Source organism: Micromonospora sp. NPDC023737, from assembly GCF_040639715.1.
In the GTDB taxonomy this organism is placed as follows: domain Bacteria; phylum Actinomycetota; class Actinomycetes; order Mycobacteriales; family Micromonosporaceae; genus Micromonospora.
In genome coordinates, this window is record NZ_JBFAAL010000007.1 from 95,624 (window position 1) to 109,328 (window position 13,705).

The 13,705-nt window shown below is 73.0% G+C and carries 15 protein-coding genes; 7 read left to right on the top strand and 8 right to left on the bottom strand.

What is annotated here, in order from left to right; genetic code table 11:
- Positions 1-57: 57 nt before the first annotated feature.
- Both AB0F98_RS17480 and AB0F98_RS17485 read right to left on the bottom strand, forming a co-directional pair.
- The gene (locus AB0F98_RS17480; RefSeq protein WP_350790262.1) at positions 58-705 is read right to left on the bottom strand and encodes a response regulator transcription factor; all 648 of its coding nucleotides are present in this window, start codon (positions 703-705) and stop codon (positions 58-60) included.
- Positions 702-1,658, bottom strand: a complete 957-nt coding sequence (locus AB0F98_RS17485) for a HAMP domain-containing sensor histidine kinase (RefSeq protein WP_357735986.1) — start codon at positions 1,656-1,658, stop codon at positions 702-704. Before AB0F98_RS17485 ends, AB0F98_RS17480 begins: the two co-directional genes overlap by 4 nt.
- Positions 1,659-2,215: 557 nt before the next feature.
- Between AB0F98_RS17485 and AB0F98_RS17490 the strand changes: the two genes are divergently transcribed.
- The 4 genes from AB0F98_RS17490 to AB0F98_RS17505 are packed head-to-tail and all read left to right on the top strand — an operon-like array spanning position 2,216 to position 5,975.
- Positions 2,216-3,508: an ArsB/NhaD family transporter gene (locus AB0F98_RS17490; protein ID WP_357735990.1), complete on the top strand. Its 1,293-nt coding sequence runs from the start codon at positions 2,216-2,218 to the stop codon at positions 3,506-3,508.
- Positions 3,509-3,536: 28 nt separating this feature from the next.
- Positions 3,537-5,063, top strand: coding sequence for a potassium/proton antiporter (locus AB0F98_RS17495; protein ID WP_357735994.1), 1,527 nt, complete (start codon positions 3,537-3,539; stop codon positions 5,061-5,063).
- Complete coding sequence (locus AB0F98_RS17500) at positions 5,063-5,548, top strand: TrkA C-terminal domain-containing protein (RefSeq protein ID WP_357735997.1); 486 nt, start codon at positions 5,063-5,065, stop codon at positions 5,546-5,548. Before AB0F98_RS17495 ends, AB0F98_RS17500 begins: the two co-directional genes overlap by 1 nt.
- A 55-nt stretch (positions 5,549-5,603) precedes the next feature.
- Entirely contained in the window at positions 5,604-5,975 is a 372-nt protein-coding gene (locus AB0F98_RS17505) for a VOC family protein (protein ID WP_357736001.1), read from the top strand.
- Between the two features lie 57 nt (positions 5,976-6,032).
- Here AB0F98_RS17505 and AB0F98_RS17510 read toward each other — a convergent pair whose 3' ends face one another.
- Positions 6,033-7,031 carry a tyrosine-type recombinase/integrase gene (locus AB0F98_RS17510; RefSeq protein ID WP_357736005.1) on the bottom strand — a complete coding sequence of 333 codons (999 nt, stop codon included), beginning with the start codon at positions 7,029-7,031 and terminating at the stop codon, positions 6,033-6,035.
- An 85-nt stretch (positions 7,032-7,116) separates the two neighbouring features.
- On the opposite strand from AB0F98_RS17510, the gene AB0F98_RS17515 reads away from it, so the two are divergent.
- On the top strand, positions 7,117-8,100 hold the full coding sequence (locus tag AB0F98_RS17515; RefSeq protein WP_357736008.1) for a YafY family protein: 984 nt from the start codon (positions 7,117-7,119) through the stop codon (positions 8,098-8,100).
- A gap of 78 nt (positions 8,101-8,178) precedes the next feature.
- On the opposite strand, the gene AB0F98_RS17520 is transcribed toward AB0F98_RS17515, so the two are convergent.
- On the bottom strand, positions 8,179-9,069 hold the full coding sequence (locus AB0F98_RS17520) for a dihydrodipicolinate synthase family protein (RefSeq protein WP_357736011.1): 891 nt from the start codon (positions 9,067-9,069) through the stop codon (positions 8,179-8,181).
- 70 nt (positions 9,070-9,139) lie between these two features.
- On the opposite strand from AB0F98_RS17520, the gene AB0F98_RS17525 reads away from it, so the two are divergent.
- A complete protein-coding gene (locus tag AB0F98_RS17525; RefSeq protein WP_357736015.1) occupies positions 9,140-10,078 on the top strand; it encodes a LysR family transcriptional regulator in 939 nt (312 codons plus the stop codon).
- Positions 10,079-10,201: 123 nt separating this feature from the next.
- On the opposite strand, the gene AB0F98_RS17530 is transcribed toward AB0F98_RS17525, so the two are convergent.
- From AB0F98_RS17530 to AB0F98_RS17545, 4 genes are read right to left on the bottom strand one after another with little or no spacing between them, the layout of a single operon-like run.
- On the bottom strand, positions 10,202-10,627 hold the full coding sequence (locus AB0F98_RS17530; RefSeq protein WP_357736018.1) for an Hsp20/alpha crystallin family protein: 426 nt from the start codon (positions 10,625-10,627) through the stop codon (positions 10,202-10,204).
- Between the two features lie 50 nt (positions 10,628-10,677).
- The gene (locus AB0F98_RS17535; protein ID WP_357736021.1) at positions 10,678-11,220 is read right to left on the bottom strand and encodes a GNAT family N-acetyltransferase; all 543 of its coding nucleotides are present in this window, start codon (positions 11,218-11,220) and stop codon (positions 10,678-10,680) included.
- 60 nt (positions 11,221-11,280) lie between these two features.
- On the bottom strand, positions 11,281-11,796 hold the full coding sequence (locus AB0F98_RS17540) for a DUF2087 domain-containing protein (protein WP_357736024.1): 516 nt from the start codon (positions 11,794-11,796) through the stop codon (positions 11,281-11,283).
- 56 nt (positions 11,797-11,852) lie between these two features.
- Positions 11,853-12,350 carry a MarR family transcriptional regulator gene (locus AB0F98_RS17545; protein WP_357736028.1) on the bottom strand — a complete coding sequence of 166 codons (498 nt, stop codon included), beginning with the start codon at positions 12,348-12,350 and terminating at the stop codon, positions 11,853-11,855.
- A gap of 68 nt (positions 12,351-12,418) precedes the next feature.
- Here AB0F98_RS17545 and AB0F98_RS17550 point away from each other — a divergent pair, with 68 nt between their 5' ends.
- Positions 12,419-13,651, top strand: coding sequence for an MFS transporter (locus AB0F98_RS17550; RefSeq protein ID WP_357736031.1), 1,233 nt, complete (start codon positions 12,419-12,421; stop codon positions 13,649-13,651).
- Positions 13,652-13,705 lie beyond the last annotated feature (54 nt).

Consider the following 13,705-nt stretch of genomic DNA (forward strand, 5'->3'; position numbering starts at 1 on the left):
GGGGCCGGTGGGCTCAGCGTTCGAGTCGGGCGCGGTCCGGTTGAGCGTCTGAACCGGTCACGGCTCGATCAGACCGGCCCGAATGGCGTACCGGGTCAGTTCGAGCCGGTCGCGCAGGCCGAGCTTCTGCAACAGGTTCGCGCGGTGCCGCTCCACCGTCTTGACGCTGATGAACAGCAGCCGGGCGATCTCCTTGGACGAGTGGCCCTCGGCGACCAGTTTGAGGATCTCCTCCTCACGTTCGGTGATCGCCCGCGCCGGCGGGTCCGTGCCCTGAGCGCTGCGCTCCAGGTAGTTGCGGATCAACGCGTTGACCGCGCCGGGGTAGAGGAACGGCTCGTCGCGCATGGCGGCCCGGCAGGCCTCCACGAGGTCCCGGTCGGCGACGGACTTGAGCACGTACCCGTTCGCGCCGGCCTTGAGCGCCTCGAAGAAGTACTGCTCGTTGTCGTACATGGTCAGGATCAGGATGCGCAGGTCAGGCTGTCGCCGGGCCAGTTCCCGGGCGGCCTGCAGACCCGTCATCCGAGGCATGGCGATGTCGAGGATGACCAGGTCGGGGCGCTCGGAGGCGGCCAGGCCGAGCGCCTCCGCGCCATCGCCTGCCTCGGCCACCACGGTCAGGTCGGGTTCGCTGTCGAGGATGAGCCGTACGCCGCGGCGGACCAGGGCGTGGTCGTCGGCGAGCAGGATGCGGGTGGTCACGGCCGGCCGCCCGCCACGGCGACCGGTACGGTCAGCCGCACCTCGGTGCCTCCGCCGGGTGCCGGGCCGACACTGAGGTGCGCGCCGATCAGCAGGGCGCGTTCCCGCATCCCGCGGATACCGGCCCCCTCGGGCGCGCCGCCGATGCCCCGCCCGTCGTCACGTACGTGCAGCCGGACGAACCCGCCACGGTGCTCGAGGTTCACTTCGACGGCGGTGGCCTTCCCGTGCCGGACGGTGTTGGTGAGCGCCTCCTGGGCGACCCGGTAGAGCACCAGCTCCGCCTCGCGGCCGAGGACGGGCAGGTCCGCCGCCAGGTGCTGCTCCACGGTCAGGTCGGTGTGCCCGGTGACCTCGCTGGTGAGCGCCTTGAGGGCGCTCACCAGGCCCAGCTCCTCCAGCACCCCGGGGCGCAGCCGGCGGGCGATGCGGCGGATCTCGTCGAGGCTGTCGCGGGTGGTCTCCTGCACCTGGGCGAGCTGCGCACGGATCGGTTCCGGTGCGTGCCGGGCGACCTGCTTGAGTTCGAGCAGCATCGCGGTCAGCGTCTGACCGACCTCGTCGTGCAGCTCCTGGGAGACGCGGCGGCGTTCGGCCTCCTGCGCGGAGAGCGCGGCGGCGGCGCTGGCGGCCCGCTCCGCCTCCAACCGGTCGATCATGGCGTTGAACGCGCGGATCAGCTCGGCCGTGCCGCCGGGCCCGACGGCGACCAGGCGGGGTTCGGGCTGCAGCAGGTCGATGGTGGTCATGGCGCGGGCCAGCCGCCGTAGCGGCGCCAGACCGATCCGGAGCAGCGCCGCGTTGGCGATCAGCATCGCGGCGAGCCCGACGGTGAGGACGATCGCCTCGGTGAGCAGCACCGGGGTGGAGACGGTGACCGGGCCGAGCAGCAGCAGTGTCGCGGTGATCAGCACGGCGGCGTTGAGCAGGAAGATCCGCCAGAACAGCGACACCGGTAAGCCTCCTTCCCGGTCCGGCCGTCGGCTGCCGGCCGGGCCACGCTCGCGGTCCGTGACCATTCTGGCCAGCCTGGCCGGTGCCGGGTGCCGGTGTAAATGCGTGCTCGCACCCATTCGCCCGTCGTGACGCCGGTGACGGACCCGACGCGACAGCCGCCGGCGGTGCCGAGCGCGCGACGGGCACGGCCAGCATGCCACGGCCGCGCCGGGGCGGGCGACGCCCGTCCTCGGGCCCGGTGTGCCGGCGCCGGCGGCCGCCGCGGATCTGCGGGTCACCACCGGCGGCAAATGGGTGTCGGACCCGATGTCGGGCGGCGGCCCGGCCGGATGAACTTCTACCAGGAGGCCGGTTGTGACATCCGGTCTGTCATTCCGCCGCCACCCTGACGCCCTCCCCGGTGGTCCCGAGCCTGCCGGGGAGGGCCCTGGCGGTCCACCCCACCGGAGGTCCCCGTGATCGCAGTACCGAAACGACCCGTACCGGCGGCTCGACCGCCCGCGGCCGCCCGGACGCGCCCGGGCGCCGAGCACGGCCCGCCGGGTGGGCGCCCGTGAGTGCCTGGCCCGCCATCGCCGCCACCGTGATCTTCGCGGTGGCGTTCATGTTCATCGCCACCGAGAAGTTCAACCGGGTCGCGGTGGTGCTGGGAGCCGCGGGCCTGATGGCGCTGCTCGGTCTGGTGCCGGGCTCCGAGGTGTTCTACGCCCACCACGCCGGCATCGACTGGGACGTCATCTTCCTGCTCCTCGGCATGATGATCATCGTCGGGGTGATCAAGCAGACCGGCGTGTTCGAGTTCCTCGCGATCTGGGCGGCCCAGCGCTCGCAGGGCCGGCCCTACCGCCTGATGGTCCTGCTCGTGGCGATCACCGGGCTCGCCTCGCCCTTCCTCGACAACGTCACCACGGTCATGCTGGTCGCGCCGATCACCATCTCGGTGTGTCGTCGGCTCGGCATCGCCGCCGCCCCGTACCTGATCGCCGAGGTGCTGGCGTCGAACATCGCGGGCGCCGCGACCCTCATCGGTGACCCGCCGAACATCATCATCGGCAGCCGGGCCGGGCTGAGCTTCAACGACTTCCTGGTGCACATGGCCCCGGTCGCCGCGCTCATGTTCCTGGCGTTCGTCCTGCTGGCGCGGGTGATGTTCCGCCGGTCGTTCGAGTACCACCCGGAGCGGTTCGCGGCCGTACGGGAGATGGACGCCCGCGCCGCGATCACCGACCCGGCGATGCTCACCCGCAGCCTCATCGTGCTCACGCTGGTGATGGTCGGCTTCGGACTGCACACCGTGACCGGTGTCGACGTGGCGATCGTCGCCCTGGTCGGCGCGGGCGCGATGGTGCTGGTGACTCGCGCCGAGACCGCGAAGTACCTGGCCGAGGTCGAGTGGTCGACCCTGGTCTTCTTCCTCGGCCTCTTCGTGATGGTCGCCGGGCTCACCGAGACCGGGGTCATCGAGCAGGTCGGGCAGTGGGCGACCAGCGCCGTCGGCGACAGCTGGCTCGCCGGCGCGACCAGCCTCATCTTCGGCTCGGCGGTGCTCGGCGCGTTCTTCGACAACATCCCGTACACGGCGACGATGGCGCCGATCGTGGAGAACATCGCCGCCCAAGCGGACCCGCAGACCGGGCAGGCGCTGTGGTGGTCCTTCGCCCTCGGCGCCGACCTGAGCGGCAACGGCACCGCGGTCGCGGCCAGCGCGAACATCGTCGTGCTGGGCCTCGCCGCCCGCGCCGGCCAACCGATCAGCTTCTGGCAGTTCACCCGGTACGGCATCGTCACCACGGTGCTGACCACGCTGATCGCCTGGGGATACGTGTGGCTGCGCTACTTCACCTGACCCGGCGCTCGGCGAAAGGAGGGCCGAGGTGACACTGACCGAGCTGTACCTGGTGCTGGCCGTCGGCACCGGCGTCGTCCTGGTCAGCGTCACCGCGGCCCGCCTCGCCACCCGGCTGGGCATGCCCGTGCTGCTGGCCTACCTCGGGGTGGGTCTGCTACTCGGCCAGGACGGGCTCGGCCTGCCCTTCGACGATGCCGCCCTGGCCCAGGCGCTGGGCCTCGCCGCGCTCGCGGTGATCCTGGTGGAGGGTGGCCTGACCACGGAGGTGCGCGACGTCCGGCCCGTCCTGGCTCCCGCGACCGTGCTGGCCACGCTCGGCGTGCTGGTCAGCGTGGCGGTCACCGCGGCCGCGGCGTACCTGCTGCTGGACGTCGGTTGGCAGACCGCGCTGCTGCTCGGCGCGATCGTCTCCTCCACCGACGCCGCGGCGGTCTTCGCGGTGCTGCGGGCGGTGCCGCTGCCCAAACGGCTGACCAGCCTCGTCGAGGCCGAGTCCGGTCTCAACGACGCGCCGACGTTCATCCTGGTGCTCACGTTCAGCGCGGTCGGTCTGGACGCGATCGAGCCGCTGCCGCTGCTCGCCGCGATGCTCTTCCAACTCGGCGCCGGTGGAGCGATCGGCCTGACCATCGGCCTGGCCGGGGTGTGGTTGCTGCGTCGCCTCACCCTGCCCACCTCCGGGCTGCATCCGATCGCGATAGTGGGCTGCGGCGTGCTCGCCTACGCCGTCGCCGGGTTGACGCAGACCAGCGGCTTCCTCGCCGCCTACCTGGCCGGTCTCGTGCTCGGCAACGCGGGCCTGCCGCACCGGCGGGCCACCCGGTCGGTCGCCGAAGGACTCGGCTGGATCGCGCAGATCGGCCTGTTCGTCATGCTCGGGCTGCTGGTCACGCCGAGCGACCTGCCCTCGAGCGTGGTGCCGGCCCTGGTGGTCGGCACGGCCCTGCTGCTCGTCGCCCGACCGGCGTCGGTGCTGGTGTCGCTGCTGCCGTTCCGGTTGCCGCTGCGCGAGCAGGTCTTCCTGTCCTGGGCGGGGTTGCGCGGCGCCGTGCCGATCGTGCTGGCCACCATCCCGGTCGTCGCCGGCGCACCCGGCAGCGAACAGGTGTTCAACATCGTGTTCCTGCTCGTCGTCGTGTTCACCGTCATCCAGGCGCCGGCGCTGCCCTGGCTGGCACGGCGGCTGCGGCTCACCCCACACGCCGTCGGCCCCGACCTGCAGGTCGAACTGGCGCCGCTGGACGCGATGGCCGCCGACCTGATCCACGTCACCGTCGAGCCCGGCTCCCGTTTGCAGGGCGTGTACCTGCCGGAGCTGCGGCTGCCCCCGCCGGCCGCGACCACCCTCGTGGTACGCGGCCCGGACACCTTCGTGCCCGACGAGCACACCCGGTTGCGCGTCGGCGACCAGCTCGTCGTCCTCACCACCCCGAGGGTGCGGGAGGCCACCGAGCGGCGGTTGCGGGCCGTCGCCCGCGGCGGCCGGCTGGCCGGCTGGTTCGGCGAAACCGGCCATCCCGAGCGGTGCGCCCCAACAGTCAGGAGGCGATAGTGCAGATCGAACGCGTGATGTTACCCGGTATCGGTGTCGGCTACACCCTGCGCACGGCGCAGGGGCGGTGCGTCGGTGTCGTGTGTCACCGCAGCGGTCGCCGGGATCTCGTCCTCTACACGTCCGGCGACCCGGACACCGTGGAGCGGTCGCTCGCGCTCACCGCCGCCGAATCGCGGGAGCTCGGAGAGCTGCTGCATCCCGTGGCCACCATCGAGCACGTTCCCGACCTGGAACGCAGCGCCGGGTCGCTGACGGTGGCCGCCGTCCCGGTCACCGCCGCGTCGCCGCACGTCGGCCATTCCCTCGGCGAGGTCGTCGCGGGCGTACGCGCCGTCACCGTGGTCGCGGTGCTCTCCGGCGGGCGTACGACCACCGCGCCCGGGCCGGATCACCGCATCACCCATGGTGACGCCCTGGTCGTGGCGGGCACCTCGGAGGGCGTCGCCGCGCTGAGCCGTCGACTGACCCCGGAAGAGCCGTGATCTCTGCCGCAGGTACCTGACACGAGATGTCAGGTACCTGCGGCAGGCTGCCGGCATGACAGTGAGAGCCGACCTTGCCATGGTCAACCTCGACAGTTCCGATCCCGTCGCGCACGCCGCCTTCTACCACCAGGTTCTCGGTTGGGAGGTCACCCACAGCCAGCCCGAGTACGCCATGATCAGCGGCGGTGGCACGGCGGTCGGCTTCGGGCTGGTCGAGAACTACCAGGCCCCGGCCTGGCCGGACACCACCAGCGGCAAGCGCTACCACCTCGACCTCCACGTCGACGACCTGGCGCAGGCCGAGAAGGAGTTCGTGGCCGCGGGCGCCACCAAGCCGCAGTTCCAGCCCGGCGACGGGCGGTGGGTGGTGCTCATCGACCCCATCGGACAGCCGTTCTGCATCTGCCCCCGACCGCAGAACTGACCGCCCGCAGGCTCTTCCGCTGCGGCGAGGCAGGGTCGCCCGATCCCGCCCGGCGGCTCAGCCGCGCCGGCGGGACCGGGCGGCCCAGATGACGTACGCGGGGTCGCGGTCGAGGTTGTGCCGGTCCCGGTCGTAGCGGCGGGTGGTGCGGGGATCCGCGTGCCCCATCGCGTCCTGCACGTCCTCGAGCGGCACCCCCTCGGCGCGGGCGGTGGTGGCGAACGCGTGCCGCAGCGAGTGCGGGGAGAGCCTCGCCCACGCGGGGATGCCGGCCACCCGGGCCAGCCGGCGCACCAACCGGAACACCGCGTGCCGGTCCAGCCGGCTGCCGGTGGCGGTGACCAGCAGCGGCCCGGTCAGCTCGGTCACCGGCACACCGGCCCCGGCGGCGCGCTGCGCCAGGTAGTCGTCCACCGCGTACGCGGTGCCGGGGGTCAACGCCCGGCGGCGCTGCCGGCCACCCTTGCCGGTGAACCGCACGCTGCGGTGTCCCCGCTCCGCGCCGAGGTCGGTGACATCGAGCGAGACCAGCTCCCCCACCCGCAGTCCGAGGTCGGCCAGCAACGCGATGGCGGCACGGTTACGGCCCGCCATCGGGCCGGTCTCCGTCTCCGCCGCGGTGAGCAGCGCGTCGACCTCTTCCGGGGTGAGCCCGACCGTCGCCGAGTGGTCCCGATCGATGCGGGGACGGTCCGCGCCGGCCACCGGGTTGGCCTCGACCGCGCGCAGCTTGGCCAGGAAGTCGTACCAGCTGGACAGGGCGGAGAGCTTGCGGGCCACGCTGGCCGGGGTCAGCGGTCGACCGGTGCGTGCGTTGCGGGTGCTCTCCAGGTCGCGGGCGTACTCGTTGACCTGGAGGAAGCTCGCGCGCAGCGGGTTCAGGTCGCGCTCGGCGCACCAGGCGAGCCAGCCGGCGATGTCCCGCCGGTAGGCGTCGCGGGTGTGTGCCGACAGTCGACGGTTGTGCAGCCAGGCCTCGGTGAACTCCGTGGGGCCGGCGGTCAGGGCGGGGCCGGCCGACGGTCGGGCCAGTGCCGGGGCCTCGGGGAAAACCATGTGAAAAAGGTTCTCAGATTCGGGTGGGTGAGCCGGTGAGGCGCGCCCGACGAGTTCTGTCGGGCGCGCCCGATATCGTCGGGCGGTGCGTGCGAGTCGCCTGGTGTCCCTGCTGCTTTTTCTGCAGACCCGGGGCCGGATGACGGCGCAGGAGCTCGCCGCCGCGCTCGAGGTGTCGGTGCGGACCGTCTACCGGGACGTGGAGGCGCTCGGCGCCTCCGGAGTGCCCGTCTACGCCGAGCGCGGACCGGCGGGTGGCTACCGGCTGTTGGATGGCTACCGCACCCGGCTCACCGGGATGACCCCGGCCGAGGTGGAAGCCCTGTTCCTGGCGGGCGTGCCCGGTCCCGCGGCCGAGTTGGGCCTCGGCTCGGAGCTGGCCGCCGCGGAGCTGAAGGTGCGGGCCGCGTTACCTGCCGAACTGTCCGACCGAGGCGGACGGATCCGGCAACGCTTCCATCTGGACGCGCCGAGCTGGTTCCGGGACCCGGAGCCCACCCCGCACCTGCCCGCGCTCGCCGAGGCGGTCTGGTCGGAACGCCGGGTCCGGGTGCGCTACCGCCGGTGGCGGGCGCCGCGCGAGGTGACCCGCGTCCTCGACCCGCTCGGGCTGGTGCTCAAGGCCGGCCGGTGGTATCTGGTCGCCGCCGTCGACGGTGACACCCGCACCTACCGGGTCGGGTCGATCCTGGACCTGGTCGCGCTCGACGACCCGGCCGACCGGCCCGACGGCTTCGACCTGGCTCGCTGCTGGCGGGAGCACGCCGACCGCTACGAGCAGGGCGTCTACCGGGCGCAGGCGCGGGTCCGGATGACGGTGGCGGCCCTGGAGCTGATGCCGTTCGTCTTCCCGCCGGCGATGAGCCGGGCGGCCCGAGATGCGGCCGGCGAGCCGGACGCCGACGGCTGGCTGCCCACCACCGTGCCGATCGAGTCGGTCAAGCACGGCCACATCGAGCTGCTCAAGCTCGGTGCCGAGGTGGAGGTGCTCGACCCGCCGGAGCTGCGGGAACGGTTCACCGACACCGCGCACCGACTCGCCGCGCTCTACCCGGTGGGCCCGGACTGACGGCAGCCGCACCGGATGCGGTCGCCCGGCGGGGCGGGTCGGTCGAACGCTGGCCGGCGGGTACGGGCCGTGCGGCGGTCAGCGCATCGCGACGTCGGCCGTGCCGGGCACCGCGGCGAGCCGCTCCACTGCCGCACGGACACTCTGGTGGTCGGGTGGCAACAGTGGTAGCCGGACCGTGGGGGCCGGGATCCGACCCTGAGCGTGCAGGACGGCCTTGACGACGGTGGGGTTCGGCGCAGCGAACAGGGCGGCCGACAGCTCGGCCAGCCGGTGACCAAGCCCGCGAGCCCGGTTCGTGTCCCCACTGCGCCAGGCGTCGGCCAGTTCGACGAAACCGGCCGTGGCCAGGTGCGCGGAGGCGAGGATTCCGCCGTGCGCGCCGAGCGCCAGCAGCGGGGATATCACCGTGTCGTCGCCGCCGAGCACCGCGAATCCGGTAGGCGGATCGGCCAGCAGCCGTACGGTGTCGGCCTCGATCGCGCTGACCGCCAGCTTGACGCCGACGACTCCGGGCAGCGCGGCGAGTCGACGGAGCGTCTCCGGGGAGAGCTGCTGCCCGGTGCGGTACGGGACGTGGTAGACGACCAGCGGGACCGGACTGGCCGCCGCCAGCGCCGCGAAGTGGGCGACGACGCCGGACTCGCCGGGACGGACGAACGGCGGCACCAGGCTGAGCGCGGCGGTCACCTCGGGCCGTCCGCGTAGCGCGGTCACCGCCGTCGGTGTGCTCGCGCCGACCAGCAGCGGAGCGTTCCGCTCCCGGCAGACGCGGGCGAGCAGGTCGACCACCGCCTCCTGTTCCTCCGGGTCGAGCGAGCCCGGCTCAGCGGTGGTGCCGAGTGCGACCAGGCCGGCCACGCCCGCATCCAGCACCTCGTGCGCCAACGCCTCCAGCGCGGGATGGGCCACCGCGCTGGCGGCGTCGAACGGGGTGATCAGCGGTACGTACACACCGGAAAGCATCATGGAATTAGCGTCTGACACTGCGACCGTAAGGTCCAGTTCGCTTTCCTGAGCCGAACCGTAAGCTGAACTGATGCTCGACGTACGCCGGCTTCGCCTGCTCTACGACCTGTCCCGCCTGGGCACCATCGCGGCCGTCGCGCAGGCGCACACCTACACTCCGTCGGCGGTCTCCCAGCAACTGTCCGCGTTGGAACGGGAGGCCGGTGTGGCGCTGCTGGAGCGCAACGGCCGACGGGTCACCCTCACCCCCGCCGGTCGGGTGCTCGTCGTGCACGCCGAAACGGTTCTCGCGGCGCTGGAACAGGCCACAGCCGCGCTCGTCGCGGTGGCCACGGGCCTGACCGGGCCACTGCGCATCGGCGCCTTCCCCACCGCCGTCCGGACGCTGCTGCCCGCGACCCTGGTCGCGCTGGGGCGGCATCCGGGGCTGGAGCTGACCGTCACCGAACTGGACCCGGTGGCGGTGCCCGACGCGCTGCGGGAGCGGCGCCTCGACGTCGGGCTGCTGCACGACTACGACGTCGTGCCGGTCGAGCCCGATCCGGCGCTGGACACGATGCCGTTGCTGGACGAGACCGTTTTCCTCGCCCTCCCCGGCACTGGCCCGCCCACCGCGCTCACCGCCGACGAACTATCGGCCGACGCCGGATCGCCGGCCGACGGCAGCGCACTGGGCGCGGTGCGGGACGCGGCGTGGATCGTGGCGACGCCCGGCACACTCTGCCACACGGTCACGTTACAGGTCTGCCGCGCGGCCGGCTTCACACCCCGAGTCCGGCACCGGGCCGACGATTTCACCGCCGTGCTCGCTCTGGTCGCGGCCGGTCAGGGCATCTCCCTCGTACCACAGCTCGCCGCCGCCCAGCCGCCCGACGGGGTCCGGCTGGTTCCGTTGCCGACGCGCCGCCGGACCCGGATCGCGTACCGGCGTGGCGCGGCGGCCCACCCGGCGGTAGCCGCGTTCGTCACCGCGATCCAGGCCGCCGCCGACGAGTTCCTAACTCGCTGACCTGCGCAGTACGTCCCGGCGCGCTCGCAAGGCCGGCCGGGCTCATCCCTGCACGCGCGCAGCCTCGCCAGCGTGCGCGGCGGCGGGACGGCCACACCGGCCGCCCCGCCGAACGTGTCGTGCTCAGGCGTTGATCTGCTTGCGGCCGTCGCCGTTCGAGACCACGGGTACCCGCCGCGGCTTGGCGCGCTCCGCCACCGGGATCCGGAGCGTCAGCACCCCGTTCTCGTAGCCCGCCTCCAGGTTGTCGGCGTCGAGGGTGTCGCTGAGGAAGAGCTGCCGGGTGAAGACGCCCATGGGCCGCTCGGCGGCCACGAGTTCGACCTTGTCGTCGGTGGGCCGGCGCCGCTCGGCGCGTACGGTCAGCACGTTGCGCTCGACCGTGCAGTCGATGCTCTCCGGCTCGACGCCGGGCAGGTCGAACGCCGCGTAGAAGAAGTCGCCGTCGCGGTAGGCGTCCATGTGCATCACGGCCGGGCGGGCGGTGGTGCCGAGGAACTGCTCGGCGAGTCGGTCGATCTCACGAAACGGGTCGGTGCGCATCAACATGGTCGCTCCTCGGTTCTCCGGTCCAAGGGTTCAGGTTGAGTCCGGGTGACTCAACTTCCTGTTCTTTGATAGCGCGGTCCGTCCACATCGTCAACCGCTGTGGGCAGCAACTTCTCGAACCAGTGCTCGGCGTACTTGTCCTGCGAGTACGCCGGGATCTCCACGTACCCGTGCCGGGCGTAGAGGGCTCGCGCCTCGACCAGGTCGCTGCGGGTGTCCAGGCGGATCCGGTCCGCGCCGGCGTCACACGCGTACGCCTCGGCCGCCGCGAGCAGCGCCGCGCCGCCACCGCGCCCGCGCTGCTCGGGGCGTACGTAGACGCGGGTCAGCTCGGCCCAGCCCGGACGGAATCGCAGCCCGGCGCAGCCGGCCGGTCGCCCGTCACAGGCGGCCAGCAGCAGCGCTCCGGTCGGCGCCACCAGGTCACCACTGGGCGACTCGTCCATCGCGGCCTCGACCTCGCCGGGCCGGAGGGGCCGCCGGTAGTAGCGCTCCACTATCTCCGCGAAGTACTCGCGCAGCAGGGCCGCCGCGTCGGGTTCGTCGGGGTGCAGCGGACGCACCGTCCAGAATGCGCGAATCTCGGTTGTCACCCGCCGATGGTCCCCACCCCGTCAACAGGATTTCCGGCGCGGATCCGCCCGGCCGCCGGCTCAGGGCCGACGATAGACGCCCTGCTCCCGGGTGAGCAGCAGCTCGTCCACCAGGTACCGGCGCAGCGTGACATGGTCGGATCCGCCGTCGGCACACCACGAGCGCAGGGCGTCGTTCACCGCGCTCTCCGGGTACGGGGTGGCCGGCGTGAACGACCGCTGCGCGATGTGTTCCAGGACGATGCGTCGCCGGCTGCGCTGCGCCGGCAGGCCCACCAGCACGCCGTCGCGGACGAACGTCCCCAGCACCGTCTCCTCACGACTGGCCGCGGGCCGGGTCGGCTGCGGGGTGCGGGCCAGTTCACGCAGCCGCGCCTCGTCGACCGTGAACGCCCCACCACCCTCGACCACCAGGCCCGCGGCGGTGAGCCGGCGAAGCGCGGTCACCACTTCGCGTGCGGGCAGGCCGGCGCGGTCGGCGATCTGGACCGTGCCGGTCGCGCCCAGCGTGATCGCCGCGAACACCCGCCGACGTACGTCATCGGCGAGGGCGCCGGCGAGAGCATGTGCCGTCATGCCGGTCACCCTGCCAGTGGTGGTACGCGACCGCCACGCGATTTCCGGCGCGTGGCTCACTCGGCCGGCTGCTCGGCGACGAGCAGGACGCGGCGCAGCAGGTCGGACAGGACGCGCCGCTCGTCCGGGTCGAGCGCGGCGAGCAGCCGGCGTTCCTCGGCGCCCGAGACGTCCAACGCCCCCCGCCAGGCCGCGCGCCCGGCGTCGGTGAGCGCCACGTCCACTCGCCGTCGGTCCGTGCTGGACGGGATCCGCTCGACGAACCCGCGGCGCGCCAGCGAGTCCACGCGCGCGGTGATCGAGGCCGGAGCGACGCCGAGATCCTCGGCGATCTCGGAGGGGGCGGCCCGGCCTCGGCGACCGGCGAGCGCGTGCAGGGTGTCGTACTCGTGCGCCGGCAGGTCCACGTCGGCGAGCGCCCGCTCCTTCACGGTGCGCAGGTGCCGTGTCAGCAGCTGCATCCGCGTCACCGCGCCCTCCATGTCCGGGTCGAGGTCGGGCAGTACGGGTCGCCAGCGTTCCACGTGCCGGTCGGCGCGGTCGGACATCGTCATGCCACGACGATACTACGGCGATAAAATATTCATTGCCAAAAGGTTCGACGTCGAAGTACCTTGCCTCGGTGCCTCATCCTCTGCGCCTGCGCGCCTTCCGGCTGCTGTTCGTCGGCCGTACCGTCTCCGCAGTCGGTGACGCGGTGGTTCCCGCCGCGCTCGCCCTCGCCGTGCTCCGCGCCACCGGCTCGACCAGCGCCCTGGCCCTGGTCCTCGCGGCGGCGATGCTCCCCCGGCTGCTCCTGCTCCCCGCCGGCGGCGTCGCGGCCGACCGGTTCGACGCCCGCCGAGTCGCCATCCTCGCCGACCTCACCCGGTGCGCCACCCAGCTCGTGGTCGGCGTCGAGCTGCTCGGTGGCGATCCGTCGCTGACCCACCTCGCCGTCGCGTCCGCCGTCGGCGGCACCGCCGCGGCGTTCGCCCTGCCCACCGCCTCGCCGTTGGTCGCCGGCACCGTCGACGCGGTACACCGGCAACGAGCCAACGCCCTGCTCGGCGCGACCGCCAACGCCAGCCGGCTCGCCGGTCCGGCACTGGCCGGCGCCCTCATCTGGGCCGCCGGCCCCGGCTGGGCGTTCGTCCTCGACGCCGCCTCCTTCGCGGTCAGCGCCGCTCTGCTCTCGGTCATCGCGGTACGGCACGTGCCGCAGCTCGAGCGACGGTCACTGACCGCCGACCTGCTGCACGGCTGGCACGAGATCCGCTCCCGGACCTGGTTCTGGACCAGCCTGCTCGGGCACGGGACCTGGAACGGCGCCGCGGCGGTGCTGACCACCCTCGGCCCGGCCGTCGCCATCGACCGCCTCGGTGGCGAAGGGATCTGGGTGCTGATGCTCCAGGCCGGCGCGGTCGGCATGCTCGCCGGATCACTGATCGCCGGCCGGCTCCGTCCCCGCCGCCCGGTGTTGATGGCCAACCTCGCGCTGGCCAGCTACGCCGCGCCGCTGATCCTGCTCGCCGTCGCCGCGCCGGCACCGGCCGTCGTCGTCGCGTACGGGATCGCGCTGGCCGCCCTCGGATACCTCAACCCGGTGTGGGAGACCGTGGTCCAGAGCGAGTTCCCCCCGGACGTGCTGGCCCGCGTCACCTCGTACGACTGGCTGGTGTCACTCGGCGCGATGCCGCTCGGCTACGCCCTCGCACCGCTGGCCGCCCGCGCCTGGGGTGAACCGGTGCCCCTGGCTGTCGCCGGTGTGCTGGTCTTCGTCGCCTGCGCCGGGACCGCGCTGGTCCCCGCCGTACGCCGGCTGGGTTGGCCCGCGCCGACCCCACCGGCACCGGCTCCCGTCCCCGCATCATGATCCACGACGCCGTCCCGTGGCCGATCCGTTACCACACACGCCGCAGCCGGGACC

Bases quoted from the DNA above. Each gene is read 5' to 3' on its own strand.
- AB0F98_RS17540 (WP_357736024.1), bottom strand. From the start codon at position 11,796: ATGACGGCACATGCTCTCGCCGGCGCCCTCGCCGATGACGTACGTCGG.
- AB0F98_RS17545 (WP_357736028.1), bottom strand. From the start codon at position 12,350: ATGACGATGTCCGACCGCGCCGACCGGCACGTGGAACGCTGGCGACCC.
- AB0F98_RS17530 (WP_357736018.1), bottom strand. From the start codon at position 10,627: ATGTTGATGCGCACCGACCCGTTTCGTGAGATCGACCGACTCGCCGAG.
- AB0F98_RS17510 (WP_357736005.1), bottom strand. From the start codon at position 7,031: ATGGTTTTCCCCGAGGCCCCGGCACTGGCCCGACCGTCGGCCGGCCCC.
- AB0F98_RS17505 (WP_357736001.1), top strand. From the start codon at position 5,604: ATGACAGTGAGAGCCGACCTTGCCATGGTCAACCTCGACAGTTCCGAT.
- AB0F98_RS17525 (WP_357736015.1), top strand. From the start codon at position 9,140: ATGCTCGACGTACGCCGGCTTCGCCTGCTCTACGACCTGTCCCGCCTG.
- AB0F98_RS17520 (WP_357736011.1), bottom strand. From the start codon at position 9,069: ATGATGCTTTCCGGTGTGTACGTACCGCTGATCACCCCGTTCGACGCC.